28 protein-coding genes are annotated in these 25479 nt (G+C 62.7%); 22 read left to right on the plus strand and 6 right to left on the minus strand.

Annotation, left to right across the window (positions count from 1 at the left end; translation table 11 throughout):
• The first annotated feature begins 342 nt into the window (after positions 1-342).
• From P0D80_RS12225 to ptsP, 7 genes are all read left to right on the plus strand, one after another.
• Positions 343-681, plus strand: coding sequence for a P-II family nitrogen regulator (locus P0D80_RS12225; protein WP_006048089.1), 339 nt, complete (start codon positions 343-345; stop codon positions 679-681).
• Between the two features lie 44 nt (positions 682-725).
• A complete protein-coding gene (locus P0D80_RS12230) occupies positions 726-2234 on the plus strand; it encodes an ammonium transporter (RefSeq protein ID WP_408178249.1) in 1509 nt (502 codons plus the stop codon).
• A 236-nt stretch (positions 2235-2470) separates the two neighbouring features.
• Entirely contained in the window at positions 2471-3760 is a 1290-nt protein-coding gene (gshA, locus tag P0D80_RS12235; protein WP_012431593.1) for a glutamate--cysteine ligase, read from the plus strand.
• A 102-nt stretch (positions 3761-3862) separates the two neighbouring features.
• Positions 3863-4819, plus strand: coding sequence for a glutathione synthase (gene gshB, locus P0D80_RS12240; protein ID WP_132376167.1), 957 nt, complete (start codon positions 3863-3865; stop codon positions 4817-4819).
• A 343-nt stretch (positions 4820-5162) separates the two neighbouring features.
• Entirely contained in the window at positions 5163-5693 is a 531-nt protein-coding gene (locus P0D80_RS12245) for a PTS sugar transporter subunit IIA (protein WP_132376166.1), read from the plus strand.
• Positions 5694-5785: 92 nt separating this feature from the next.
• Positions 5786-6055, plus strand: coding sequence for an HPr family phosphocarrier protein (locus P0D80_RS12250; protein WP_408284135.1), 270 nt, complete (start codon positions 5786-5788; stop codon positions 6053-6055).
• A gap of 303 nt (positions 6056-6358) precedes the next feature.
• Positions 6359-8107 (plus strand): phosphoenolpyruvate--protein phosphotransferase, encoded by a 1749-nt coding sequence (ptsP, locus tag P0D80_RS12255; protein WP_408284137.1) that lies wholly within the window; start codon positions 6359-6361, stop codon positions 8105-8107.
• A gap of 83 nt (positions 8108-8190) precedes the next feature.
• Here the strand turns inward: ptsP and P0D80_RS12260 are convergent, their stop codons facing one another.
• From P0D80_RS12260 to gpmA, 3 genes are all read right to left on the minus strand, one after another.
• The gene (locus tag P0D80_RS12260) at positions 8191-8949 is read right to left on the minus strand and encodes a HesA/MoeB/ThiF family protein (protein WP_408284139.1); all 759 of its coding nucleotides are present in this window, start codon (positions 8947-8949) and stop codon (positions 8191-8193) included.
• A gap of 166 nt (positions 8950-9115) precedes the next feature.
• On the minus strand, positions 9116-10696 hold the full coding sequence (locus P0D80_RS12265; RefSeq protein WP_408284141.1) for a S41 family peptidase: 1581 nt from the start codon (positions 10694-10696) through the stop codon (positions 9116-9118).
• A 304-nt stretch (positions 10697-11000) separates the two neighbouring features.
• Positions 11001-11750 carry a 2,3-diphosphoglycerate-dependent phosphoglycerate mutase gene (gpmA, locus tag P0D80_RS12270; protein ID WP_132376162.1) on the minus strand — a complete coding sequence of 250 codons (750 nt, stop codon included), beginning with the start codon at positions 11748-11750 and terminating at the stop codon, positions 11001-11003.
• A 137-nt stretch (positions 11751-11887) separates the two neighbouring features.
• Between gpmA and P0D80_RS12275 the strand changes: the two genes are divergently transcribed.
• From P0D80_RS12275 to P0D80_RS12295, 5 genes are all read left to right on the plus strand, one after another.
• Entirely contained in the window at positions 11888-12313 is a 426-nt protein-coding gene (locus tag P0D80_RS12275; RefSeq protein WP_012431601.1) for a rhodanese-like domain-containing protein, read from the plus strand.
• The gene (gene grxC, locus P0D80_RS12280; protein ID WP_007179466.1) at positions 12310-12573 is read left to right on the plus strand and encodes a glutaredoxin 3; all 264 of its coding nucleotides are present in this window, start codon (positions 12310-12312) and stop codon (positions 12571-12573) included. Before P0D80_RS12275 ends, grxC begins: the two co-directional genes overlap by 4 nt.
• A 151-nt stretch (positions 12574-12724) precedes the next feature.
• Entirely contained in the window at positions 12725-13195 is a 471-nt protein-coding gene (secB, locus tag P0D80_RS12285; protein ID WP_007179465.1) for a protein-export chaperone SecB, read from the plus strand.
• Positions 13196-13217: 22 nt separating this feature from the next.
• Positions 13218-14216: an NAD(P)H-dependent glycerol-3-phosphate dehydrogenase gene (locus P0D80_RS12290; protein WP_408178252.1), complete on the plus strand. Its 999-nt coding sequence runs from the start codon at positions 13218-13220 to the stop codon at positions 14214-14216.
• Between the two features lie 97 nt (positions 14217-14313).
• On the plus strand, positions 14314-14862 hold the full coding sequence (locus P0D80_RS12295) for an O-acetyl-ADP-ribose deacetylase (RefSeq protein ID WP_408284145.1): 549 nt from the start codon (positions 14314-14316) through the stop codon (positions 14860-14862).
• Here the strand turns inward: P0D80_RS12295 and trmL are convergent.
• Entirely contained in the window at positions 14835-15305 is a 471-nt protein-coding gene (gene trmL, locus P0D80_RS12300) for a tRNA (uridine(34)/cytosine(34)/5-carboxymethylaminomethyluridine(34)-2'-O)-methyltransferase TrmL (RefSeq protein ID WP_132376159.1), read from the minus strand. The genes P0D80_RS12295 and trmL overlap by 28 nt on opposite strands.
• Before the next feature lie 18 nt (positions 15306-15323).
• Positions 15324-16109, minus strand: a complete 786-nt coding sequence (locus tag P0D80_RS12305) for a ComF family protein (RefSeq protein ID WP_408284148.1) — start codon at positions 16107-16109, stop codon at positions 15324-15326.
• Positions 16110-16193: 84 nt separating this feature from the next.
• Here P0D80_RS12305 and P0D80_RS12310 point away from each other — a divergent pair, with 84 nt between their 5' ends.
• The 8 genes from P0D80_RS12310 (at position 16194) to P0D80_RS12345 (ending at position 23544) form a co-directional block, all read left to right on the plus strand.
• The gene (locus tag P0D80_RS12310; protein WP_408178255.1) at positions 16194-17159 is read left to right on the plus strand and encodes a methyltransferase domain-containing protein; all 966 of its coding nucleotides are present in this window, start codon (positions 16194-16196) and stop codon (positions 17157-17159) included.
• 313 nt (positions 17160-17472) lie between these two features.
• The gene (locus tag P0D80_RS12315) at positions 17473-17946 is read left to right on the plus strand and encodes a DUF2244 domain-containing protein (RefSeq protein WP_132376156.1); all 474 of its coding nucleotides are present in this window, start codon (positions 17473-17475) and stop codon (positions 17944-17946) included.
• A 143-nt stretch (positions 17947-18089) separates the two neighbouring features.
• Complete coding sequence (gene coxB / locus P0D80_RS12320; RefSeq protein WP_408178256.1) at positions 18090-19727, plus strand: cytochrome c oxidase subunit II; 1638 nt, start codon at positions 18090-18092, stop codon at positions 19725-19727.
• A gap of 44 nt (positions 19728-19771) precedes the next feature.
• Complete coding sequence (ctaD, locus tag P0D80_RS12325) at positions 19772-21385, plus strand: cytochrome c oxidase subunit I (RefSeq protein ID WP_106282189.1); 1614 nt, start codon at positions 19772-19774, stop codon at positions 21383-21385.
• Between the two features lie 122 nt (positions 21386-21507).
• Entirely contained in the window at positions 21508-21642 is a 135-nt protein-coding gene (locus P0D80_RS12330; RefSeq protein ID WP_243658215.1) for a cytochrome oxidase small assembly protein, read from the plus strand.
• A gap of 42 nt (positions 21643-21684) precedes the next feature.
• Entirely contained in the window at positions 21685-22311 is a 627-nt protein-coding gene (locus P0D80_RS12335) for a cytochrome c oxidase assembly protein (RefSeq protein WP_132376154.1), read from the plus strand.
• A 35-nt stretch (positions 22312-22346) separates the two neighbouring features.
• Positions 22347-22556 (plus strand): DUF2970 domain-containing protein, encoded by a 210-nt coding sequence (locus P0D80_RS12340; RefSeq protein WP_132376153.1) that lies wholly within the window; start codon positions 22347-22349, stop codon positions 22554-22556.
• 130 nt (positions 22557-22686) lie between these two features.
• Positions 22687-23544 (plus strand): cytochrome c oxidase subunit 3, encoded by an 858-nt coding sequence (locus P0D80_RS12345; protein WP_132376152.1) that lies wholly within the window; start codon positions 22687-22689, stop codon positions 23542-23544.
• A gap of 165 nt (positions 23545-23709) precedes the next feature.
• Here P0D80_RS12345 and P0D80_RS12350 read toward each other — a convergent pair whose 3' ends face one another.
• Positions 23710-23919, minus strand: a complete 210-nt coding sequence (locus P0D80_RS12350; RefSeq protein ID WP_007179452.1) for a twin transmembrane helix small protein — start codon at positions 23917-23919, stop codon at positions 23710-23712.
• 111 nt (positions 23920-24030) lie between these two features.
• On the opposite strand from P0D80_RS12350, the gene P0D80_RS12355 reads away from it, so the two are divergent.
• Together P0D80_RS12355 and P0D80_RS12360 are read left to right on the plus strand one after the other, a co-directional pair.
• Entirely contained in the window at positions 24031-24747 is a 717-nt protein-coding gene (locus P0D80_RS12355) for an SURF1 family protein (RefSeq protein ID WP_408284152.1), read from the plus strand.
• A gap of 69 nt (positions 24748-24816) precedes the next feature.
• A complete protein-coding gene (locus tag P0D80_RS12360) occupies positions 24817-25479 on the plus strand; it encodes an SCO family protein (protein ID WP_408178259.1) in 663 nt (220 codons plus the stop codon).

Below are 25479 nucleotides of genomic sequence, written 5' to 3' on the forward strand. Positions count from 1 at the left end.
CGTTGCGTGCCGCTGCCGCATGAGCCCCTTTGGTGCGCGCCCGTGCGTTCAAAACCTTCGAACACTCTAGCAACGATCCATACGCCGCGCCAGCGTGCCCCCGCCAACGTTGGCCGTCCGGCCAGGGCGGCTTGCGCCCCTTTTGCGACGGCCACGGTGCGGTGTCTGACACAACATGGCATGCGAGTTGCTGTTACTGCCCCGCGCGCACTGCCCGGCGCCTTTTTACCGGCAGCGGAACGAGACCACGCGAACGTGTTACGGGAACGCACGAGAGTTACGCAACGAAAGTCAGGCAACACGGGTTACGCAAACGGGTTACGCAACTAAGCGAGGGATTTCATGAAACTCATTACCGCAATCATCAAGCCGTTCAAGCTCGATGAGGCGCGCGAAGCCTTGTCGGCCATCGGCGTCTCGGGCATCACGGTGACGGAAGTCAAAGGCTTCGGTCGCCAGAAGGGCCATACGGAGCTGTATCGCGGCGCTGAATACGTCGTCGATTTTCTGCCGAAGGTGAAGATCGAGGCCGCTGTCTCGGACGACATCGTCGACCAGGCGATCGAGGCGCTCGAACGCGCGGCACGCACCGGCAAGATCGGCGACGGCAAGATCTTCGTCACGCCGATCGAACAAGTGATTCGGATCCGTACCGGGGAGACCGGCGCGGACGCTCTGTAATACCAAAAGATAGCGACACAGATAGCGACAAGAGGAAACGAAAGATGCGCAAATTAATGATGTCCTTGCTGATGGCCGGTTCGCTGCTCGCGGGCGGTATCGGCGCCGCCCTCGCGGACGACGCTTCCGCCCCCGCAGCCGCCTCGGCCGCTGCTTCCGATACGACGGCGAGCGCGCCGGCGCCGGACGCTTCGGCAGCACCTGCTGCCGCCGCGGCTTCGGCACCGGCCGCTGACGCGTCCGCCGCACCGGCTGCCAGCGCGGCTGCCGCCGCACCCGCAGCATCGGACGCTGCGCCGGCTGCCCCGACCGCGCCGTTCTCGGTCGATTCGTCGAAGATCAATTCGGGCGACACCGCCTGGATGCTGACCTCCACCGCGCTCGTGCTGTTCATGACGATTCCGGGTCTGGCGCTGTTTTACGGCGGCATGGTCCGCAAGAAGAGCGTGCTCGCGATCCTGATGCAAAGCTTCGCGATCACCTGCCTCGTGTCGATCATCTGGGTCGTGGTGGGCTACAGCCTCGCCTTCACGCCTGGCGGATCGTTCATTGGCGGCTTCTCGCGCTTCTTCATGTCGGGCATGAACTACATCAAGGGCGACAAGGCCACGACGCTGACCGTTAGCCACCTCGCGCCGACGATCCCGGAAACGGTCTACGTCGTCTATCAGATGACGTTCGCGATCATTACCCCGGCGCTGATCACGGGCGCGTTCGCCGACCGTATGAAGTTCTCGGCCATGCTGGTGTTCATGACGCTGTGGTCGATCATCGTCTACTCGCCGATCGCTCACATGGTCTGGGAACCGACCGGCTGGCTGGCTAGCGCGGGCATCCTCGACTTCGCAGGCGGCACGGTGGTGCACATCAACGCCGGTATCGCGGCGCTGGTCTGCGCTCTGGTGCTCGGCAAGCGTGTCGGCTACGGCAAGGAAGCGATGGCGCCGCACAACCTGACGCTCACGCTGATCGGTGGCGCCATGCTGTGGGTAGGCTGGTTCGGCTTCAACGCGGGTTCGGCAGTGGCGGCTGACGGCCGTGCCGGTTTCGCGATGTTCGCCACGCAAGTGGCAACGGCGGCAGCAGCACTCGCATGGATGTTCGCCGAATGGGCAGCCAAGGGTAAGCCGTCGGTGCTCGGTATCGTGTCGGGCGCAGTGGCGGGTCTCGTGGCGATCACGCCGGCTTCGGGCTTCGTCGGTATGGCGGGTTCGCTGGTGATCGGTATCGTGGCAGGCGTGGTCTGCTTCTGGTCGGCAACCTGGCTTAAGCACAAGCTCGGTTACGACGACTCGCTCGACGCGTTCGGCGTGCACTGCATCGGCGGTATCGTGGGTGCGCTGCTGACCGGTGTGTTCGCGGTGAAGGACATCGGCGGCGCGGACGGCAGCGTGATCCTGCAAGCCAAGGGCGTGCTGACGACGCTGATCTACAGCGGTGTGGTGAGCTACATCCTGCTGAAGGTGATCGACATGGTGATGGGCCTGCGTGTAACCGAAGAACAGGAACGCGAAGGTCTGGACGTGACGCTGCACGGCGAACACGTCGAATAAGCAACGCACGGCGAGCCCGCGCTCCCGGGCTCGTTGGATCACGAATAAGCGCAGCGATTTTGGCCCGCCTTCATGGCGGGCTTTTTTCTTGCGGGCTATCTTGTAAACGGTAGTTTTCCCCGCCTATCATGGCGATAGCGAGAATGCATTCGCGTCCGCTTGCGAATGGAGAAACCGTCCCCAAATGGACAAAGCATTTGCTCTACAATCTTTTTTCTCCAGTCTGCGAGTGATCAATGGTTCCGCACCTAGTTACGGCGTTAAACGGCCCGCTGCTCGATCTTGAGCGGAAGATCCTCGACGCTACCCCCGCCATCGAACGCTGGTTCCGGCTCGAATGGCAGGAGCACACGCCGCCGTTCTACTGTTCCGTCGATCTGCGCAACGCGGGCTTCAAGCTCGCGCCGGTCGACACCAATCTGTTTCCCGGCGCATTCAACAATTTGCCGCAGGAAGTGTTGCCGCTCGCCGTGCAGGCCGCGATGGCATCGATCGAGAAGATCTGCCCGGACGCCAAGAACCTGCTGGTGATTCCCGAACGCCACACGCGCAACGCGTTTTATCTCGAGAATGTCGCCCGTCTGGCCGCGATCATGCGCCAGGCCGGCTTGAACGTGCGTTTCGGCACGCTCGACGAAACCATCAATGGGCCGGTCACGATCGCGCTCTCCGACGGCCAGAAGCTCGTGCTCGAACCGCTCGAGCGCTCGCAGCGGCGCCTCGGCCTGAAGAATTTCGACCCGTGCTCGATTCTGCTGAATAACGATCTGTCGGGCGGTATTCCGCCTGTGCTCGAAAATCTGCACGAGCAGTACCTGCTGCCGCCGCTGCATGCGGGCTGGGCCGTGCGCCGTAAATCGACGCATTTTTCCTGCTACGACGACGTCGCGAAGAAGTTCGCGAAGATGGTCGAGATCGATCCGTGGATGATCAATCCGTACTTTGCGCACGTGGAAGGCGTCGACTTCCAGGAACGCACCGGCGAGGAAGCGCTGACGGACGCGATCGACGGGGTGCTGAAGAAGATCGCCAAGAAGTATCGCGAGTACGGCATCTCCGAAAAACCGTATGTCGTCATCAAGTCGGATGCGGGCACGTACGGCATGGGTGTGATGACCGTGCACGACGCGTCGGAAGTCGCCGCGCTTACCAAGCGCGAACGCGCCAAGATGGCCGCGACCAAAGATGGCCTCGAAGTGCATGACGTGATCGTGCAGGAAGGCGTGTACACCTTCGAGCGCATCGGGGAAGAAGTGGCCGAGCCGGTCGTGTACATGATCGACCGCTATGTCGTGGGCGGCTTCTATCGCGTGCACGGCAGCCGCGAGCGCGATCAGAATCTGAACGCGCCGGGCATGCACTTCGTGCCGCTCGGCTTCGAGCATACGGCGCTGCCCGACGCGCACGCCAAGCCCGGCGCGGCGCCGCCGAACCGCTTCTATATGTACGGCGTGGTGGCGCGGCTCGGACTACTGGCCGCATCGGTGGAACTGGAAAAGACCGATCCGGAAGCGATTCAGGTCTAAGCCACCTTGGGTGGTCGATGGCGGCATGCGTGCCGCCATCGCCATTTTCAACGACTATATTTACGATCAATGCCAAGCCCGTCAGGGCGCACCGGGACCTTCATGGACATTCTTTTCATCGCCGATCCGCTCACGCAATTCAAGATCTACAAAGACTCGACCTACGCGATGATGGCCGAAGCGGCGCGCCGCGGTCACGTGGTGTACACGTGCGAGCCGAAGCATCTGGCGTGGACGGGGGGCGACGTCGAGGCGAACGTGCAGCGCTTTGCGATTGTCGGCGACGTCACCGATCTGCATCGCGAAGTCTGGTACGACGCCGAACCGGCCGCGCCGCGCACGCTCAAGAGCTTCAGCGCCGTGGTGATGCGCAAAGACCCGCCGTTCGACATGGAATACGTCACGTCGACTTGGCTGCTCGAAATGGCCGAACGCGGCGGCGCGCGCATCTTCAACAAACCGCAGGCGATTCGCGATCACTCGGAAAAGCTCGCGATCGGCGAGTTCGCGGAGTTCGTCGCGCCCACGCTGGTTACGCGCGACGCAACCCGCTTGCGCGCCTTCCATGAGGAGCACGGCGACGTGATCCTGAAGCCGCTCGACGGCATGGGCGGCATGGGCGTGTTTCGCGTGAAGGCCGACGGCATGAACCTCGGTTCGATCATCGAAATGCTGAGTCATGACGGCGCGCGTTCGGTGATGGCGCAAAAATTCATTCCCGAGATCAAGGAGGGCGACAAGCGCATCCTGCTGATCGGTGGCGAAGCCGTGCCGTATTCGCTCGCGCGTATTCCTCAGGGCAATGAAGTGCGCGGCAATCTCGCGGCCGGTGGCCTCGGCGTGGCGCGTCCGCTGACCGAGCATGACCGCAAGATCGCCGATACGCTGGCGCCGGTGCTGGCCGCGCGAGGTTTGGTGCTGGTGGGGCTGGACGCGATCGGCGACTGGCTGACCGAAGTGAACGTGACGAGCCCGACGTGTTTCCGCGAGATCATGGATCAAACCGGCTTCGACGTCGCCGCCATGTTCATCGACGCCTTGGAGCGCGCGGCGGCTTGATGGCGCGGCCGGTTGGCGGCACTTGAATGCCCGCCATGTTCCCCAAACTGTGTAGTAAATCCGCATCACGCAGCACGCCCGATTTGGCGCGAAAATGAGCCTGATACAATGCCCGCTCCTCCGCGCCAGGCGCAATCGCTGGCACCTGACGGGTGTCATAGGCATGGTTTGCGGACTGTAGGCGAGCAGTGTTTCGCCGGCGCAGGCACGAGGCCATGCGCGGCGGGCCGCTCGTCAAACGATGCGTTCCGGCCCTCATGGCCCACGGCCGGCAGAGGGCGCTGACGAACCGGGCTTGGGCCCGGTCCACGGTTCGGGGCCGTTCTTTTGCAGTAAGGCTGACATGGCAGGCATTCTGATCATTGCGCACGCTCCGTTCGCCACCGCGTTGCGCGATTGTATTTCGCACATCTATGGTGGTTTGCCGGCTCGCATCGGCGTAATCGACGTATCGCCGGATTGCGATCCCGTACAGCAGGTTGCGTTTGCGAACTCGGAAATCGAGCGCCTCAAGGAAGAAAACGGCGCGCTCGTCCTCACGGATATGTTCGGCGCCACGCCGGCGAATATCGCCGGACGGCTCGCGTCGCTGCCAGACGTGCGCGTACTGTGCGGCGTCAACTTGCCGATGCTGGTGCGCGCGGTCTGTTATCGCGCCACGCCGCTCGACACGCTGGTCGACAAGGCACTCGCCGGCGCCACCAAGGGCGTGCATGCGATCGGACCGGCGACCCCGGCGCCCGTCGCGCCCACTGCGGAGTCCGGCGACTGTTTGCCGGCTCTGCCGCCCGATGCGGCGTGCGGTGGCGCGTGCTTGCCCGCCTTGCCGGCCGACGCGGACCTGACGCAGAAAGCCGACTCGGCTGGCTTGTAGATAGATCGGCCGACTCATCAGGGTGTCAAACGCATTGCAACCGCTTAGCAGTTTCACTTTTCACAACACTTACCCGCGCTTCGGACCATCACATGCTGCAACAGGAAACGACTATTGTGAACAAGCTGGGGCTGCACGCGCGCGCGTCGGCCAAGTTGACGCAACTCGCGGGCAACTACCAGGCGGAAATCTGGATGAGCCGCAATGGCCGCCGCATCAATGCCAAGAGCATCATGGGTGTGATGATGTTGGCCGCGGGCATCGGCAGTACGGTGCTGATCGAAACGGAAGGCTCGGACGAAAAAGAAGCGATGAACGCATTGTTGAAACTGATTGCCGATAAATTCGGCGAAGGGCAGTGAGCTAACGCGTCCACGTTGCGATGAGCAAAAAACGCCGCGGTTGTCCGCGGCGTTTTTTTTAGCGCGTGACAATGGCCGGACGAAACGCGCGTGAGGGCGCGCGCGTCGAGATGCACATGCAGGATTCGCATTGCCGAAACGCGAGACGGATGAAGGCGTATCACTACGGCTGCTTACGGTATTCGTGCTGCACTGCACACAGCCCCAGCGCACCTGCAAAGGGCGCGGAATTTATAATGACGACCAGTGTCTGAGAGCATTGCAGCGGTTTGCCGCGGCATTACACAACTAGAGGAGGTGCGCGTGTCCTTCACGCTGCATGGAATTCCCGTGTCACGCGGTATCGCCATCGGGCGGGCTTATCTGATCGCCCCGGCTGCACTTGACGTAGACCACTATCTGATCGAACCCGCCCAGATCGAGAGCGAGATCGAACGCTTTCGCGCGGCCCAGCAACACGTGCATCAAGAGCTCGACACGCTGCGCGCCGATCTCGCCGCGGACGCGCCCAGTGAAATGGGCGCGTTCATCACCGTTCATTCAATGATCCTGAACGATGCGATGCTCGTGCAGGAAACCTTCGACCTGATCCGCACGCGCCGCTACAACGTGGAGTGGGCGCTGACCGAACAACTCGAGCGCCTGTCGCGTCATTTCGACGATATCGAAGACGAGTACCTGCGCGAGCGCAAAGCCGACATCGAACAGGTGGTGGAGCGCGTGCTGAAGGCGCTTGCCGGTGCGTCGGTGGCGCTGGGCGCTGGCGTGCACGGCGCCTGCGACGAGATGATCGTGGTCGCCCACGACATCGCGCCGGCCGACATGATGCAGTTCAAGACCCAGACGTTTCAGGGTTTCGTCACGGACCTCGGTGGCCGCACGTCGCATACGGCGATCGTCGCGCGCAGCCTGGGCATTCCGGCCGCGGTCGGCGTGCAGCACGCGAGCGCGCTGATTCGTCAGGACGACCTGATCATCGTCGACGGCGATCACGGCATTGTGATCGTCGACCCCGCGCCGATCGTGCTGGAAGAGTACTCATATCGGCAGAGCGAGAAAGCGCTCGAACAGCGCAAGCTGCAGCGGCTGAAGTTTTCGCCCACGCAGACGCTGTGCGGCACCCGCATCGAACTGTGCGCGAACATCGAGTTGCCGGACGACGCGCTCGCCGCGATCGACGCGGGTGCGACGGGCGTCGGCCTGTTCCGCACCGAGTTCCTGTTCATGAATCACAAGGACCGTTTGCCGGAAGAGGAAGAGCAGTTCGGCGCGTACCGTCGCGCGGTCGAGTTGATGAACGGCCTGCCGGTCACGATCCGCACGATCGACGTGGGCGCCGACAAGCCGCTCGATTCGATGAGCGGGGGCGACGGCTACGAAACCGCAGCGAACCCGGCCTTGGGGCTGAGAGCGATTCGCTGGAGCCTCTCCGAGCCGCAGATGTTCCTCACGCAGTTGCGCGCGATTCTGCGTGCGTCGGCGTTCGGCTCGGTGAAGATTCTGATTCCGATGCTCGCGCATGCGCAGGAAATCGACCAGACGCTCGATCTGATTCGCGAAGCCAAGCGCCAGCTCGACGACGCGGGCATGGCCTACGATCCGAACGTGCAGGTCGGCGCGATGATCGAGATCCCGGCTGCCGCGATCGCGTTGCCGCTGTTCCTGAAGCGGCTCGATTTTCTGTCGATCGGCACCAACGATCTGATCCAGTACACGCTCGCGATCGATCGCGCGGACAACTCGGTCGCGCATCTGTACGACCCGCTGCATCCGGCCGTGCTGTATCTGATCGCATTCACGCTGCGCGAAGCGAAGCGGGCCGGCGTACCGGTCTCGGTGTGCGGTGAGATGGCGGGGGATCCGGCCTTGACGCGTCTATTGCTCGGCATGGGCCTCACCGAGTTTTCGATGCATCCCAGCCAGTTGCTGGTGGTAAAACAGGAAGTGCTGCGCTCGCATCTGAAGACGCTGGAGAAGCCGGTGGCGGATGTGCTGGCTTCGTTCGAACCGGAAGAAGTGCAGGCTGCGCTCAAGCGCGTGATGCTGGCCTGAGTCGCCGCGCTCGCTCCGTCAGATAAAGAAACGCCGCACGTTGTGCGGCGTTTCTGTTTTAGCGTGCGGTTGAGGCGCTGGCGTCAAGCCGTGTGCGTCTGCCCGCATACCGGGCAATCCGGCTGGCGCGCGATGCGCATCGTGGTCCACTCCATCCGCAGCGAATCGAGCATCATCAGGCGGCCGAGCAACGGCGTGCCGATTGCGCCGATCACCTTGAGCGCTTCGGCGGCCTGCATCGAACCGACGATGCCGACCGTCGGCGCGAACACGCCCATGGTCGAACACGCGACTTCCTCGAACGGCTGGTCTTCGGGAAATACGCAGGCATAGCAGGGCGACGCTTCGTCGCGGAAATCGAAGGTGCTGATCTGGCCGTCGAAGCGCAACGCCGCGCCCGACACCAGCGGCACGCCGTGCTTAACACAGGCGCGGTTGATCGCATGGCGCGTCGCGAAGTTGTCGGTGCAATCGAGCACGACGGTCGCATTCGGCACGTGCGCGTCGAGCCACGCGTCGTCGACGCGCTCGGCCACCGCGTTCACCACGACCTCGGGATTGATCTGTGCGATCGCGTCGCGCCCGGACTCCACCTTCTTGCGTCCGACCGATGCGGTCACGTGCAGGATCTGCCGCTGCAGGTTGGTCAGGTCGACCGTATCGGCATCGACGAGTGTCAAGCGGCCGACGCCGGCCGCCGCCAGATACATCGCAGCGGGCGAACCCAGGCCGCCAGCGCCGACGATGATCGCGTGCGCGTCGATAAAGCGCTGCTGCGCCTCGATACCGATTTCATCGACGAGGATGTGGCGGGAATAGCGAAGGAGTTGATCGTCGTTCATGGCGGGGCGCGTGAATGTGTCGCGCGCTGAGATGCAGGACCGATGCGCCTGCCGTGCGCGTTTTCGATATTTTAATCGCGCCGGGAGCGGGTGTTCTTACTGGTGCCGGGTATGACAGCGTGTCTTCGCAGCATGTTCCGCTACGAAGACACGTCAGGTTTGCTGCTTAGTTGCTTTGCGAAGCAGGCGCCGGTACCGGGCCCGATGCGCCCGGCACCGGTTGCGTCGGCTTCACCGCGACCGGCGCGGACGCCGACGTGGCCGGCTTGTTCTGCGCGAGACGGCGCTCGGTCAGCGACTTCGATTCCTGCACCTGCTTGCCCTCCAGCTTGTTCAGAGCCTGTTGCAGCATGAAGTCGTCGGTCGAACCGAATTCCACCGGCTTGCGCTCACGATCCTTCTGACGCTGTTCCGGCGTCTTCTTATCGTTCTGCTCTTCGAGCTGGCGCAACTGGTCCATGCGTTCCTGTTCGCGCTGTTCCGCTTCCTTCTTCTCGTTCGGGTCTTGCGTGTTCGCAAGGTGATTCGAGTAGTCGACTTCGCGGGTGACGAGTGCGTCGTCCGGATCGCCTTCTGCGTATTGATCGACCGCGATGTCAGGACGGATGCCCTTGTTCTGAATCGAACGGCCGCTCGGCGTGTAGTAGTACGCCGTGGTCAGACGCAGCGCGGTGTCGGCCGTCATGGGGCGCACGGTCTGTACCGAACCCTTGCCGAACGTAGTCTTGCCGACGATCAGCGCACGATGCTGATCCTGCAGCGCGCCCGCGACGATTTCCGACGCCGACGCGGAGTACGCGTTGGTCAGTACGATCATCGGCACGGTCTTGAAGATCGGCGCTTCGTCTTTCAGCGGATCGCTGTCGAAGGATTGCAGGCGGTAGTTGTCGTAGGTGTCGCGATAGACCTGTTTCGAATCCGGAATCTGGCCGTTGGTGGACACCACAACCGAATTCGGCGGCAGGAACGCGCCGGCCACGCCGACTGCGCTTTGCAGCAGACCGCCGCCGTTGTTGCGCAGGTCGAGCACGAGGCCCTTCAGATTCGGCTGCTGACGCGCGATGTCTTGCAGTTTCGCGGCCAGATCAGGCGTGGTGCGCTCCTGGAAGCTGGTTACCCGCACATAGGCGTAGCCCGGCGCGAGGATCTTCATCTTGACCGACTGGACCTTGATGATTGCGCGCGTGACGGTGAGCGGGAACGTGCGGTCGTCGGTCTTGCGGAAGATCGTGAGCGTGACCTTGGTGCCCGGGTCGCCGCGCATCTGCTTGACCGCCTGGTCGAGCGTCATGCCGCGCACGGGTTTGTCGTTGATACGCGTGATCAGGTCGCCCGGACGGATGCCGGCGCGGAACGCGGGCGTGTCCTCGATCGGCGAAATCACCTTGATCAGCCCGTCTTCCGACGAAATTTCGATGCCGAGACCGGCGAAGCGACCCTTGGTCTGCTCCTGCAGTTCTTCGTAATCGGTCTTGTCGAGATACGACGAGTGCGGGTCGAGGCTCGACACCATGCCCTTGATGGCGGCGGTGAGAAGCTTTTTATCGTCGACCGGTTCGACGTACTCGTGCTTGATTTGCCCGAAGACTTCGGCAAAGAGCCTGAGCTGGTCCAGCGGCAGCGGTGCAGCAGCGTTCGACGCTGCGCTGGCGGGTTGCTGGGCCGAAGCCGAGAGTTGCAGGGTGGCAAATACACCGGTAGCAAGGCCCGCGGCAATCAGGCCGATATTTTTCAGGTTCTTTCGCATAGAGTCTGTTGCGGTCGGAAGCGCGTGGCAGCGTCGATAGAGATGGGGACGGACAAGTATAACTGCACACCCGCCAACTCAGGGCGCGGCGCAGCCAATCGTGATTCGACAGCGCGCGCCGGGCCCGGTTCGTGGGATTGCGCGCACAACGATGAAGTAATGTGCCGTAACGGACTGATGGCGGCCAGAAGAGCGCTCGCAAATGACATGAGCCGCGCTGACCGGTACGTCTTGCCGGGCGGCGCGGCCCTTCTGCCGCCATTGCGCTGCATTTCTGACAGCAGCATGTCGGCGAGATGGCAGATCAGCCCGCCGCCTTACCCTGCTTGGCGACGGCGGCCTGCGCTTTGGCGATCGCTTCCTGGTCGCCCAGATAGTAGTGCTTGATAGGCTTCAGGTTTTCGTCGAGTTCATAGACGAGCGGCACGCCGTTCGGAATATTCAGGCCGACGATGTCGTCGTCCGAAATATTGTCCAGGTATTTCACCAGTGCGCGGATCGAGTTGCCGTGAGCGGCGATCACGAGCTTGCGGCCCGACTTGATGGCCGGCGCAATCGACTCGTTCCACAGGGGCAGAACGCGCGCGACCGTGTCTTTCAGGCATTCGGTGAGCGGCAGTTGCTCGCGCGGGACCTTGGCGTAGCGCGGATCGTCGTACGGTGCGCGCTCGTCAGTCGGTTCGAGCGCCGGCGGCGGCGTGTCGTAGCTGCGGCGCCAGACCAGCACCTGCTCGTCGCCGAACTTGGCGGCCGTTTCCGCCTTGTTCAGCCCCGACAGCGCGCCGTAGTGGCGTTCATTCAGACGCCACGAATGCACCACCGGCAGGTACATCAGATCCATTTTGTCCTGCACGTGCCACAAGGTGCGGATCGCGCGCTTGAGCACCGATGTGTAGGCGATGTCGAACGTGTAGCCCGATTCCTTCAGCAGCACGCCCGCTTGCTGCGCCTCATTGTTGCCCTGCTCGGTAAGGTCGACGTCGACCCAGCCCGTGAAGCGGTTTTCCTTGTTCCACGTCGATTCGCCGTGGCGGATGAGAACGAGTTTGTACATGAGATTGCCGGTCGGTAGTGAAGAAGCCGTCAAGCGCCGCGGAGGTCCTCTAGAGGAGCGCCGCCATCGCGTCAGATGGTTATTTTATAATGGCTGGATTGCCCTTTCCGATTTCTCCCTTTTTCGGCGGATTTTCCGTGAAGTTTTTCACTGATTACACAAACCTTGTACTGATCGCGATCGTCCTCATCTCCGGTGGGTTGCTGCTGTGGCCGACGATCAGCCGGCGCGGCCGTGGCGGCCTGTCGGCCGCTGAAGCCACGCAACTGATCAACCGGCGCAATGCGGCGGTCATCGATCTGCGTCCGTCCGCCGACTACGCCAAAGGGCATTTGCCCGCGGCACGGCACCTTGAATTTGCAGAGTTGCAGGCAAAAGTCGCGCAACTCGTGAAAAACAAGAGCAACCCGGTGCTGCTGGTATGCCAGACCGGCCAGCAGTCGAACAAGGCGGCGCGTATCGTGCAGGATGCAGGTTATGCGGAAGTCCATGTTCTCGAAGGCGGTGTCGACGCCTGGCAGAAAGCCGGCATGCCGGTTGTGAAACAAGGAGCAGCGAAGTGAACAAAGTGATCATGTACAGCACCCAGGTGTGCCCGTATTGCCAGATGGCCGAACGTCTTTTAAAGTCGCGCGGCGTTGAGCACGTTGAAAAGGTACTGATCGACAAAGACCCGGCCCGTCGTGAGGAAATGATGACCCGGACCGGTCGCCGCACGGTGCCGCAAGTGTTCATCGGCGAGACGCATGTGGGCGGGTACGATGACCTCTCCGCGCTCGATCGCGCGGGCGGTTTGATGCCGCTGCTCGAAGCAACCGCCTGAATTCGCGCGCCCGCGGGCGCGCGAGCAGGGCGGGTGAACACCAAGCCGGCGTGGCCTCGCCTCTTCAGGGCGGGCGGTGCGCCGCAACGATCTGGCGGCCCATGCAAGCATGGGCCGCCGCCATGCATACCTATCAGGGAATCACTTCATCATGTCCGACGAGAATAACCAGCCGTTCTTCAACATCCAGCGCATCTACCTGAAGGACATGTCGCTCGAGCAGCCGAATTCGCCGGGCATCTTCCTCGAGCAGGAAATGCCCTCGGTCGAAGTCGAAGTCGACGTGAAGGCCGAGCGCCTCGCCGACACCGTGTTCGAAATCCTCGTCACGGGCACGGTCACGGCCAAGGTGTCGGACAAGGTTGCGTTCCTGATCGAAGCCAAGCAAGCCGGCATTTTCGACATCCGCAACATTCCGGCTGAGCAGATCGATCCGCTGGTCGGCATTGCCTGCCCGACCATCCTGTTCCCGTACCTGCGCTCGAACATCGCCGACGCGATCACTCGCGCCGGTTTCCCGCCGATCCACCTCGCCGAGATCAATTTCCAGGCGCTGTACGAGCAACGCCTCGCGCAGATGGGTGGCCAGGACGGCGCGGCGCAAAACGGCGTCACGCACTAAAGTGCCGCAGGCAGTGCCGGCTATGAAGGTTGCTGTCCTTGGCGCCGGCGCGTGGGGCACAGCCCTCGCCGGCCATCTGGCCGTACGGCACGACACGGTGTTGTGGGCGCGCGAGCCTGCGCTCATTGCCGATCTCTCCGCTTCGCACGAAAACGCCCGCTATCTGGCGGGCGTTGCTTTGCCGCCGGCGCTTCGCTATGAAGCCGATCTGAACGCGGCGCTCGACCACGCGCTCGCCGACGATGCGTTATGCGTCGTGGCGACGCCCGTCGCCGGACTGCGCGGTTTGTTTCAGGCCATGCGCGACGCGGGCACAGTGCCGGCGCATGTGGTGTGGTTGTGCAAAGGTTTTGAAGCCGATTCGCAGTTGATGCCGCATCAGGTGGTCGCGGCCGAATTGCCGGAGCACGGCAGTAACGGCGTGTTGTCCGGTCCGAGCTTTGCGCGCGAAGTCGGGCAGGGCTTGCCGGTCGCGCTGACCATCGCGAGCGCGTCGGCGGCCTGCCGCGAGCGCACGGTCGCCGCGTTTCATCATGGCGCCATGCGCATCTATACCGGCGACGATGTCGTCGGCGTGGAAGTGGGCGGCGCGGTGAAAAACGTGCTGGCCATTGCAACGGGCATCGCCGACGGCCTCGGCCTCGGTCTGAACGCACGCGCGGCGCTGATCACGCGCGGCCTCGCTGAAATGTCGCGCCTCGGCGTGACGCTCGGCGGACGGGCGGAAACGTTCACCGGTTTGACCGGCCTGGGCGATCTGATCCTGACCGCAACCGGCGATCTGTCGCGCAATCGCACGGTCGGCCTGCAACTCGCCGCAGGCCGCACGCTCGACGATATTCTCGGCGCCCTCGGTCACGTGGCCGAAGGCGTGCGTTGCGCGCAAGCGGTCCTCGCGATCGCCCGCGCTCATTCAATCGAGATGCCGATCACGCAGGCGGTCTGTGCCGTGCTGTTCGACGGCGTGGCGCCGCGCGACGCCGTCAGCGCCTTGCTGCGGCGCGACTCCAAAGCTGAATAAGCCTTGTCTTTCAGCCGTTTAGCGCACAAATGCGCTGAACGGCTGCCCGCTATCGCTGTCCACGTTTTTATCGACGCTTCGGATCAGCGAGGTTCCCATGCTCAGATTCAATCGTTGCACGCTGGAAGCACGCGTGGTCGACATCACCACGCTCGCCGTGGATGCGATCGTCAACGCCGCGAATACGTCGCTATTGGGCGGAGGCGGCGTGGACGGCGCGATTCATCGCGCGGCCGGCAAGGATTTGCTGCGCGAATGTGAAACGTTGGGCGGTTGCGCGACCGGCGACGCGAAGCTGACCGGCGCCTACCGTCTGCCGGCTAAACATGTGATTCATGCCGTCGGCCCGGTCTGGCGTGGCGGGACGCATGGCGAGGCCGACTTGCTCGCGTCCTGCTATCAGCGCTCGCTGGAGGTGGCGCGCGAGGCGCAGTGCAAAAGCATCGCGTTCCCCGCGATTAGTTGCGGCATCTACCATTTTCCCGCTGACGAGGCCGTGCGAATTGCGGTCGGCACGGTGCTCGACACGTTGCCGCGCATGCCGCAAATCGAACAGGTGGTGTTCGCCTGTTTCGACGACGCCATGTTCGCGCGCTACGCGGCCGAATTGAAACGCCGTCAGGCGCCGCCCTCAAAGCCGGTCTGACGCCACGCTTCGAACACCACGACCGCGACGGTATTCGACAGATTGAGACTACGGTTGCCCGGACGCATGGGCAGGCGCACGCGTTGCTCGTTGGCGAACTGGTCGAGCACCGAGTCGGGCAGGCCGCGCGTTTCGGCGCCGAACACGAACCAGTCGCCGGATTGAAACGCGTGCTCGTGAAAGCGGCCCGAGCCGCGCGTGGTGAAGGCGAACATGCGCGCCGGGTCCGGCGATTCCTTGGCGATGAACGCCGCCCAGTCAGCGTGCACGTTCATCTGCGCGTACTCGTGATAGTCGAGGCCGGCGCGGCGCAACTTGGCGTCGTCGAGCGGAAAGCCGAGCGGCTCGATCAGATGCAGCCGGGCGCCGGTGTTGGCGCACAGGCGGATCACGTTGCCGGTGTTCGGCGGGATTTCCGGTTCTACGAGAACGACATTGAACATGGTGAACTCAGGTGGAGACTAGTTTTTCGGTGTGCGCAACGCGACGAAGTTGGTGACCCGCCGCGCGCCGGCTGCCTTGAGCGTGCACGCCAGCGCTTCGAGCGTGGCGCCGGTCGTCATCACATCGTCGACGATGCCGACGTGCAGCCCTTGCACGGACCCGGCGACCTTGAACGCGCGACCCACGTTCAGGCGGCGGGCGTCGAGATCGAGCCGCGACTGCGGCGCGGTGTGAATCACGCGATTCAGCAAGGTCGCGTCGCTGTGTACATTCAGCGCGCGGGCCAGCGGCCTCGCGATTTGCCAGGCCTGGTTGTAGCCGCGCTCGGTGAGACGTTTGCTTGCAAGCGGCACGGGCGCGATCACATCCGGCCATTCAGCAAGTTCTTGCCAGGAGTCCTGTGCAAGACGTGCGAGCCGTTGTGCGAACTCGCGCGCCAGCAGCAGGCGGGCGCGGAATTTCAGGCCGACCGCCAGTGTGTCGAGCGGCGCCCGATAGTCGGCGAGGGCGAAGGTCGCGTCGAACGGCGGCGGCTCGCCGATGCAATCCGCACAGCAATATTGCGTGCGCGCCGCCCATCGCGAACTGGATAAGGGCACCGCACAGACGGTGCAGCGCAACCGGCTTTCGTTCCAGTAGGCTTCGTCGCAACCGGCGCACAGCGTCGTATGCGACAAATTGCCGCATAACGCGCAGAGGTTCGGCAACGCGGCGTGCATCACGCGCGGCCAGGCCGATTGCAAGGTGCGCGCGAAACGCGCGAATCTGCCGCCGGAAAATGACGAATTGGGTCGGAATGGCATGATTGGACCGCCCGCGAAGGCCTCTCACGCTGAATTGAAGGAAGCGAGCGAGTATACTTCCTGCTCCACGCCAGCACGACACTCATGTCCCCAACTCCCGCTCAATCAGGCCGTCCGGCCTATGATTCCCGGCGCCTCCGGCGGATCTTCGACCGCCGCGCAGCGACGTTCAGCGACGTCGCGTTCCTGCCTCGTGAAATCGCGCAACGCATGCGCGAGCGGCTCGACTACATCAAGGTCACGCCGGCGAGCGTGCTCGACGCCGGCTGCGGTGCGGGCGAAGACATCCCCGCTTTGCGCGAGCGCTTTCCCGAAGCGCCGGTGTTCGGCTCCGACCTGTCGCACGGCATGCTCACGCGCGCGCTGCAACACGATTCCGGCGACACGAGCTGGCGGCGCTTTCTGCCGGCCTCGCTCGGCAAAGCGCTCGGCGCCCGCGGTCCGCGTTTCGCGCAAGCCGACTTTTCGGCGCTGCCGTTCGCGGCCGGCGCCTTCGAATTCATCTGGTCCAACCTGGCGCTCCATTGGCACTCGCGGCCCGATCTCGTGTTTCCCGAGTGGCAGCGCGTGCTCAAAGTGAACGGCCTGCTGATGTTCAGCACGCTCGGTCCAGACTCGCTCAAGGAATTGCGTGGCGCCTACGCCGAAGTCGAGGCTGCGCACGGCGTTGCCTCGCGCAAGCACGTGATCGACTTCGTCGACATGCACGATCTCGGCGACATGCTGGTCGAAAGCGGCTTCGAGATTCCTGTGATGGACCAGGAAGTGCTCACCATTACCTATAAGTCGCCGCAGTCGCTGCTCGCCGACGTGCGCCGCTGGGGCGCCTATCCGTTCGAGCGCGAAGCGTCGTCGAGCGCCGCCGCGCGCCGGCTGCACAAGGCTTTGCTGGCGGCCCTCGAAGCCCGTCGGCGTGCCGACGGGACGATCGCGCTGACCTTCGAAGTGATCTACGGACACGCATGGAAAGCCGTGCCGCGCACCACGGCGGAAGGTCATGGCATCGTCCGAATCGAGGACATCGGACGCGGTTCGTCGAGGAATCGTTGAGGAATCGACGAGGCGGTAAAGAGGACATCTGTTATGTCTGAAATTACCGCTTCAAAAGACGCGCAAAAGGTGCGTCAAAACGGCGCGGAGGCTTGTCGCGCCTGGCTTGTGGGCCAATAGAGGCTTGCTTGTGGATGCTATGGATCGCGCCTATAATGCGTCAGTTTGTCGCCCGGAGTTCCCACATTTGGGGCGGCAGGCCCGAGGCACAGGGCAGCAAGATAAGATGGCGCAGCGGTGATCGAGCGGCCGGAATAATGGTCGCGAGCAATGGCCGCGGGCGGCGATTGGAGACAATCGGCGGGAGGCAGCGATGGGAGCATCAGATCTGCTGGCGGATTCAGAACCAGTTCTCAAAGACTGGACGATGAAACGCAACTGTTCGATATCGCCGCGGCAGTTCGTATGTTTCTACGTGTCGCTTGCGTTGTTCTCGTTGGCAATTGCTTTCATGCTGGTTCTGGTCGGCGCCTGGCTGGTGTTGCCGTTCACCGGTGTCGAATTGCTGGCGGTGGGCATCGCGTTTGCCATATATGCGCGTCATGCTGTGGATTACGAGCGTATCCGGTTGTTTCAGAACCGGCTCGTCATCGAGCAGGTCAGCGCCGAGCAGCTTACGCAGTTCGAGTTCAATCCGCGCTGGGTGCGGATCGAGGCGGGCGCAACACCGCGTGACCGGATCAAACTGGTCTCGCGCGGGCAGACGATCATGATCGGGCAACATCTCGCGCAGTATCGGCGCGCGCAGTTCGCAGGCGAATTGCGTATGTGGCTCACGCGTTGTTAGGGGCCCCCAAACCTGGCGCTTGGCGCCGGGCCCTCCAAGGGGGAAGAAAACCTGGGGCGACCCAGACGTTTTCTTAGACGCGTGGAGTCGCGCGGCGTTCACGGGGAGCGCGAGGCAACCTGCCAGCGGGGTCGAGGGTTTGAATGGAAATTTTGGGTAAGGAAGCTATGAAAACAATCAAGCGAGCCCTCATGGGCGTGCTGGCGATGAGCGGACTGCTTTTCGCCGGCGCGGCCCTGGCAGTGGGCGATGTTCCGGGCGGCCCTGCCGTCAACGAGATCAATCTCCAGCCGCCTGCGACGAAAATCGCTGAGGAGCTTTTCAGCCTCCACATGTTCATGCTGGTTCTTTGCCTGGTCATCTTCGTCGGCGTGTTCGGCGTGATGTTCTATTCGATCTTTGCGCACCGCAAATCGAAAGGCCACAAAGCTTCCAACTTCCACGAAAGCACCACCGTCGAAATCATCTGGACGATCGTGCCGTTCATCATCGTCGTGCTGATGGCGCTGCCCGCCACCAAGACGGTGGTCGCGATGAAAGACACCACGAACGCCGACGTCACCATCAAGGTCACCGGCTATCAGTGGAAATGGGGCTACGACTACGTGAAGGGCCCGGGCGAAGGCATCAACTTCCTGTCCACGCTGGCCACGCCGCGTGCGGAAACCGATGGCCGTGAGCCGATTTCCACCACGTATCTGCAGGAAGTCGACAATCCGCTGGTCGTCCCGGTCGACAAGAAAATCCGCATCATCACCACCGCGAACGACGTGGTCCACTCCTGGTACGTGCCGGCTTTCGGCGTGAAGCAGGACGCGATTCCGGGCTTCGTGCGCGACACGTGGTTCAAGGCTGAGAAGGTCGGCACATTCCGCGGCTTCTGTACCGAACTGTGCGGCAAGGAACACGCGTTCATGCCGGTGGTGGTCGAAGTGCTGTCCGCCGACGACTACGCGAAGTGGGTCGACACGCAGAAGAAGAAAATGGCCGCCGGCCAGGACGATCCGAACAAGACCTACACCATGGCCGAGCTGATGGAGCGCGGCGGCAAGGTCTACGCGGCGAATTGCGCGGTCTGCCACCAGCCGACCGGCAAGGGCGCGGGCGCATTCCCGGCGCTCGACGGCAGCAAGATCGCCAACGGCGCGATCGCCGAGCACGTCAGCCTGGTGCTGAAGGGCAAGAACGCGATGCCGTCGTGGGCGCCTACGCTGAACGACGTCGAAATCGCTTCGGTGGTCACGTACGAACGTAACGCGTGGGGCAACCACACCGGCGACATTCTCCAGCCGAAGCAGGTTGCGGACGCCCGTAACGGCAAGCTGCCGGAAGGCGGCAACCATCTGGCCGATGCAGGCGCAGCGGCGAGCGGCGCAGAAGCGGCTTCGGGGGCGGCGGCAGCATCCGGCGCCTCGGGCGCGGCAGCGGCGGCACCGGCAGCTTCGGACAGCGCGGCAACGCAAGCAGCATTGCCGGCGAGCATCTACTTCGAAACCGGCAAGAGCACGTTGCCGGCCGACGCGAAAGCCGCAGTCGACGCAGCCGCGGCCTACGCGAAGGCGCATCCGGACGCGAAATTCACGCTGTCGGGCTTCACCGACGCCACCGGCTCCGCCGACCTCAACGCGAAGCTCGCGAAGAGCCGCGCCGAAGCCGTGCGCGACGCGTTGAAAGCAGCCGGCATTGCCGAAGACCATATTATTTTGAAGAAGCCGGAAACGATCACGGGCGGCAGCGACGCGAAAGAAGCCCGGCGTGTTCAGATCAGCCCGGCTGCCTGACGTGTTCATGGTCAGCACCGCAGTATTCGCTTTAGGAGATTGTCATGTCTAGCATCGGACACGATGTAGTCGCAGGCCACGAACACGTGCACGGCGACCATGCCCACGAAACGCCGCATGGCTGGCGTCGTTGGCTGTTCGCAACCAATCACAAGGACATCGGTACGCTGTACCTGATCTTCTCGTTCACCATGTTCCTCTCCGGGGGCGTGATGGCGCTGATGATCCGTGCAGAACTGTTCGAACCGGGCCTGCAGATCATGCGTCCCGAGTTCTTCAACCAGTTGACCACCATGCACGGCCTGATCATGGTGTTCGGCGCGATCATGCCGGCTTTCGTCGGCTTCGCGAACTGGATGGTGCCGCTGCAGATCGGCGCATCGGACATGGCTTTTGCCCGCATGAACAACTTCAGCTTCTGGCTTCTGCCGGTGGCGGCTGTCCTGCTGGTCGGCTCGTTCTTCTCGCCGGGCGGCGCGACCGCCGCGGGCTGGACGCTCTACGCGCCGCTTTCCACGCAGATGGGCCCGGGCATGGACTTCGCGATTTTCGCGGTCCACTTGATGGGTGCTTCGTCGATCATGGGCGGGATCAACATCGTCGTGACGATCCTGAACATGCGCGCACCCGGCCTCACGCTGATGAAGATGCCGATGTTCGTGTGGACGTGGCTGATCACCGCCTACCTGCTGATCGCCGTGATGCCGGTTCTGGCAGGCGCGATCACCATGGTGCTGTTCGACCGCCACTTCGGCACGTCGTTCTTCAACGCGGCAGGCGGCGGCGACCCGGTCATGTACCAGCACATCTTCTGGTTCTTCGGGCACCCCGAGGTGTACATCATGATCTTGCCGGCGTTCGGGATCGTCTCGCAGGTGATTCCGGCGTTCTCGCGCAAGCCGCTGTTTGGCTATAGCTCGATGGTGTACGCAACCTCGTCGATCGCGATTCTGTCGTTCATGGTGTGGGCGCACCACATGTTCGCAACCGGCATGCCGGTGACGGGCCAGCTGTTCTTCATGTACGCGACCATGTTGATCGCCGTACCGACGGGCGTGAAGGTGTTCAACTGGGTCGCGACGATGTGGCGCGGTTCGCTGAGCTTCGAGACGCCTATGCTGTTCGCGGTCGGCTTCCTGATCGTGTTCACGTTCGGTGGTCTGTCGGGTCTCATGCTGGCAATGGCCCCGCTCGACATCCAGTATCACGGTACTTATTTCGTCGTCGCGCACTTCCACTACGTGCTGGTGGCGGGCTCGCTCTTCGCGCTGTTCTCCGGCTGGTACTACTGGGCGCCGAAGTGGACCGGCTGGATGTACAACGAAACGCGCGGCAAGATCCACTTCTGGGCATCGCTGTTCTTCTTCAACCTCGCGTTCCTGCCGATGCACTTCGTTGGCCTCGCAGGTATGCCGCGTCGTTATGCTGACTACCCGGCACAGTTCACGGACTGGAACCAGGTCATCTCGATCGGCGCGTTCGGCTTCGGTCTGGCGCAGGTCTACTTCCTGTTCGCGGTTGCACTGCCGGCCTACCGTGGTGGCGGCGAACTAGAAAAGGCTGGCGACAAGCCGTGGGACGGCGCAACGGGCCTCGAATGGACCGTGCCGAGCCCGGCTCCGTTCCACACGTTCGAAAACCCGCCGACCGTCGAGTAACCGGTAGTTGGTGAGGTAGCGGGTTCTGGTGCCGCAAGTAATATCGCCACCAGAACCTGACAGCCGCCTAAGCGGTGGCTGTCGACCGGTAGTCACGAAAGCAGGTATTCAGAAAGTCGAGCATGACGCGCAATTCACTGGAAAGACGTACGCCGGAACAGATTCGTGCAGGCAACCGGCGTATCGGTTTTGTGATGTTCGTAATCGCCGCGGTCTTTTTCGCGAGCGTCATCATCCATCAGAAGTGGTTTTCCTGACGGACTGATCCAAGTCTGTGTGCAGGTTTGTTGAGGATTGAGATGTCGACGCAACCGCCGGCTCAGGCCGACCGCTCTTTTAACCGTTCGATGCTGATCAAGCTGTTCATCGTCGCGTTGATGATGTTCGGTTTCGGTTTCGCGCTGGTGCCGATGTACCGCGCAATCTGCCAGATCACCGGCATCAACAACCTCGTACAGCGTGACGCCACGGTGCGCGAGGCGAAGAATACGCAGGTCGACATGAGCCGCACGATTTCGATCGAATTCGATGCGAACGCGCGCGGCCCGCTGGGTTTCAAGCCGGAGCAGCGCAGTCTCGACGTGCATCCGGGCGAAGTGACGACGGTGATGTACGAGGTGAGCAACGAACAGGCGCGCACGATTCAGGCGCAAGCCATTCCAAGCTACGCGCCGAAGCAGGCCACCGAGTACTTCAAGAAGATCGAGTGTTTTTGCTTTACGCAGCAGACGTTGACGGCGAATCAGACGAAGCGCCTGCCGGTGGTGTTCGTGGTCGATCCGAAGTTGCCGAAAGACGTGAAAACGATCACGTTGTCGTACACGTTCTTTGAGTTGAGTACGCCGGCAGCGGCGACGGCCGGAAGCGCAGCACCCACGGCCAATACGGATACACGCGCGGCGGCCACCGCCGCCAATCCCGCCTGACGGCTCGCGCCGCAGGCGAAGGAAGAAGAAAAGAGATGAGCGATAACGGCGGCAGCCCGCGCAAGAGCAGTTTTGGTCAGTCGATGCGTGCGGTGCTCTGGTCGTTTTTCGGGGTGCGCAAGCGTCGCGATCTGGAGGCGGACGCCACGCAGTTGAACCCGCTGCACGTGATCGCGGCAGCGTTGATCTGCGCGGCAATTTTTATCGTGGTGCTGATTCTGATCGTACGGGCCGTAGTAGGGTGAAGTGCCAGACGCACACGTAGAATCGGGCGAACAGCGCCCACGAATTAGAGCGAAGCGGTGCGGTATCGACGCGCCGCCGAAGATACAGCCGGAGATTCCGGAACAACTGGACTGAAGTGGAGAATCAAGAATGAGCGGTCAAAACGAGAGCCCGTACTATTTCGTACCGCATCCGTCGCGGCATCCGATTAGCGCCGCCGTTGGGTTGCTGGTCATGCTCGGATCGCTTGCGGCCTGGATCAACGAACATGACTGGGCGCCGATCGGCGTCGTCGCCGGTTTGTTGTGGCTGCTCTTTACGCTGTGGCACTGGTTCGGCGACGCGATCGCCGAGTCGGAAGGCGGCATGTACGGCAAGAACGTCGACAAGTCGTACCGCTGGAGCATGAGCTGGTTCATCTTCTCCGAAGTGATGTTCTTCGGTGCGTTCTTCGGCGCGCTGTTCTATGCGCGTGAGATCGCGCTGCATCAATTGGGCAGCCTTGATTACAAGCTGATCTGGCCGGATTTCTCGGCGGTGTGGCCGAACAACGGTCCGGCAGCGCTGGTTTCGACCTTCAAGTCGATGCAGCCGTGGCCGGTGCCGACCATCAACACGGCGCTGCTGCTTTCCTCGGGCGCGACGCTGACGGTCTCGCACCATGCGTTGCGTGAAGATCATCGCAAGAAAGCGATCATCTGGCTGGCTGCAACGCTCGTGCTCGGCGTCTGCTTCCTGTTCCTGCAAGGCTTTGAATATTTCCACGCGTACAACGAACTGAATCTGACGCTGTCGTCGGGCGTGTATGGTTCGACGTTCTTCCTGCTGACCGGCTTCCACGGCTTCCACGTGTTCCTCGGCGGCACGATGCTGGCGGTCGTGCTGGCGCGTATGATTCGCGGTCACTTCACGGCGGAGCATCACTTCGCGTTCGAAGGCGCGGCCTGGTATTGGCACTTTGTGGACGTCGTGTGGCTCGGGCTGTACGTCGTCGTGTACTGGCTGTAACGCAGTCCCGCCTGCGCCGACCGGCAAGCCGGAATGTGTGCAGGCCATGTGCGCCACGCCCTTCGGGGCGCGGCGCACGAGCAGTATGCAAGACCTATGCAGCGCCGCCCTCGACCCTGTCAGGGCGGCGTTTTGTTTGGCGGCGTGGAGATTTTTCCGCCGGGCTCAGCGCCCGTAAGGAATACCGGTCGACTGAATCCAACCCATCCAGTGAGCGAACAGGATGAACAGGAACAGCGAGATCGACAGGCCCACCCGCGTGGCGAGCGACCAGACCATCCGCTTGGTTTTGCCCTTGTCATGCATCATGAAGTACAGCGCCGACACCATGCTGGCGATGATCAGGACGAAGGCGATGGGAACGAGAATGTGCATGGAACCGGCTGAAACCAGGAAGCGCAGAGGCAAGACGTTTATTATCGCACCGCGAGCCTGCGTTTGCCGTGCGTTCCCCGTGACGTCGCAGGCGACGTTGGAGCGTGCGCGATGAAGTTCCGCCTCGTTCCCGCGCTGTTGATTCTGCTGGTGATCGTGGTGACGGTGCGGCTAGGTTTCTGGCAGCGCGACCGCGCGCATCAGAAGGAAGCGCTCGAAGCGCACATCACGCAGTTCGAGAACGCGCCCGCGCAAACGGTGAGCGCCGCGCCGGTTCGGTTGAAGGACATCGAGTTTCATCGCGTGAAAGCGCGTGGCAGTTTCGTCGCGGACAAGGTCGTCTACCTCGATAATCGTCCGTATAACGATCAGCCGGGCTTTTACGTCGTGATGCCTTTTAAACTGGCCGACGGCGGTTACGTGCTGGTCAATCGCGGCTGGTTGCCACGCAATATGAACAACCGCGAGACCATCGCGCCGTACACCACGCCGCAAGGCGACATCGAAATCGAAGGCATTGCGCGGGCCGACGCGTCGCGCGCTTACGAGTTGGGGCAGGGCGGTTCGGCCGAGCATCAACTGATCCGTCAGAATCTGGATGTCGCCGCGTACGCCGCGGAAACCGGCTTGCCGCTGCAATCGTTCGTGATTCAGCAATTAAGCGACGACGGCGACAAGCTGGTGCGCGATTGGCCCGCGCCGACTAGCGGCGTCGAACGCAACTATGGCTACATGTTCCAGTGGTGGGGCATGGCGGCCGCGGCGCTGGTCTTCGGCCTGTATGCCGCACGCCGCGCCGCGAAGAAAGAGCACGCGCCGGGCGTGTAACGCAGCACATGCGGTTTGTGGCCAGGGTTCGAGTCACAAGCCGCGCAAATCATTGATAGAGGTCCAGTAGTGTCGACGCAATCTCCCCGTTCGCCGCAAGCCGGCAAACCCTCAACGTCTCAAGCCACGCCCGGCCAACCCAACGGCAAAGGCTCGTGGCAACGCGGCCGCTGGATGCTGCTGCTAGTGGCGATCATCTGCGCCGCACCGATCGCCGTGTCGTATTTCACGTACTACGTGATCCGGCCGACCGGCGGCACCACGAGCTACGGCACGCTGGTCGAACCGCAACGCCCGATTCCCGATTCGCTCACGGTCACCGGCGAGGATGGCAAGCCCATCAAGTTCGCCACGCTGCGCGGCCACTGGCTGATGATTTCCGTCGACAACAGCGCGTGCGACAAAGCGTGCGTCACCAAGCTCTACTTCATGCGACAAATCCGCGCAGCTCAGGGCCCGGAACGCGAGCGCGTCGTGGAAGTATGGCTGCGCACCGATGCAGGCAACGTCGCGGACGTGATACAAAAGGCCTACCCCGACACCGACATGATGATCGCCGATCCGGCGCAGGTGTCCGCGTGGCTGCCAACGGATAGCGGCACCAAAGTCACTGACCACATTTACCTGGTCGATCCGAACGGCAATCTGATGATGCGTTTCCCGAAAGATCCGAACCCCGGCAAGATCAAAGGCGACCTGACCAAGCTGCTCAAATGGTCGCGCATCGGCTGA

The organism is Paraburkholderia sp. RL17-373-BIF-A (assembly GCF_046030175.1).
In the GTDB taxonomy this organism is placed as follows: domain Bacteria; phylum Pseudomonadota; class Gammaproteobacteria; order Burkholderiales; family Burkholderiaceae; genus Paraburkholderia.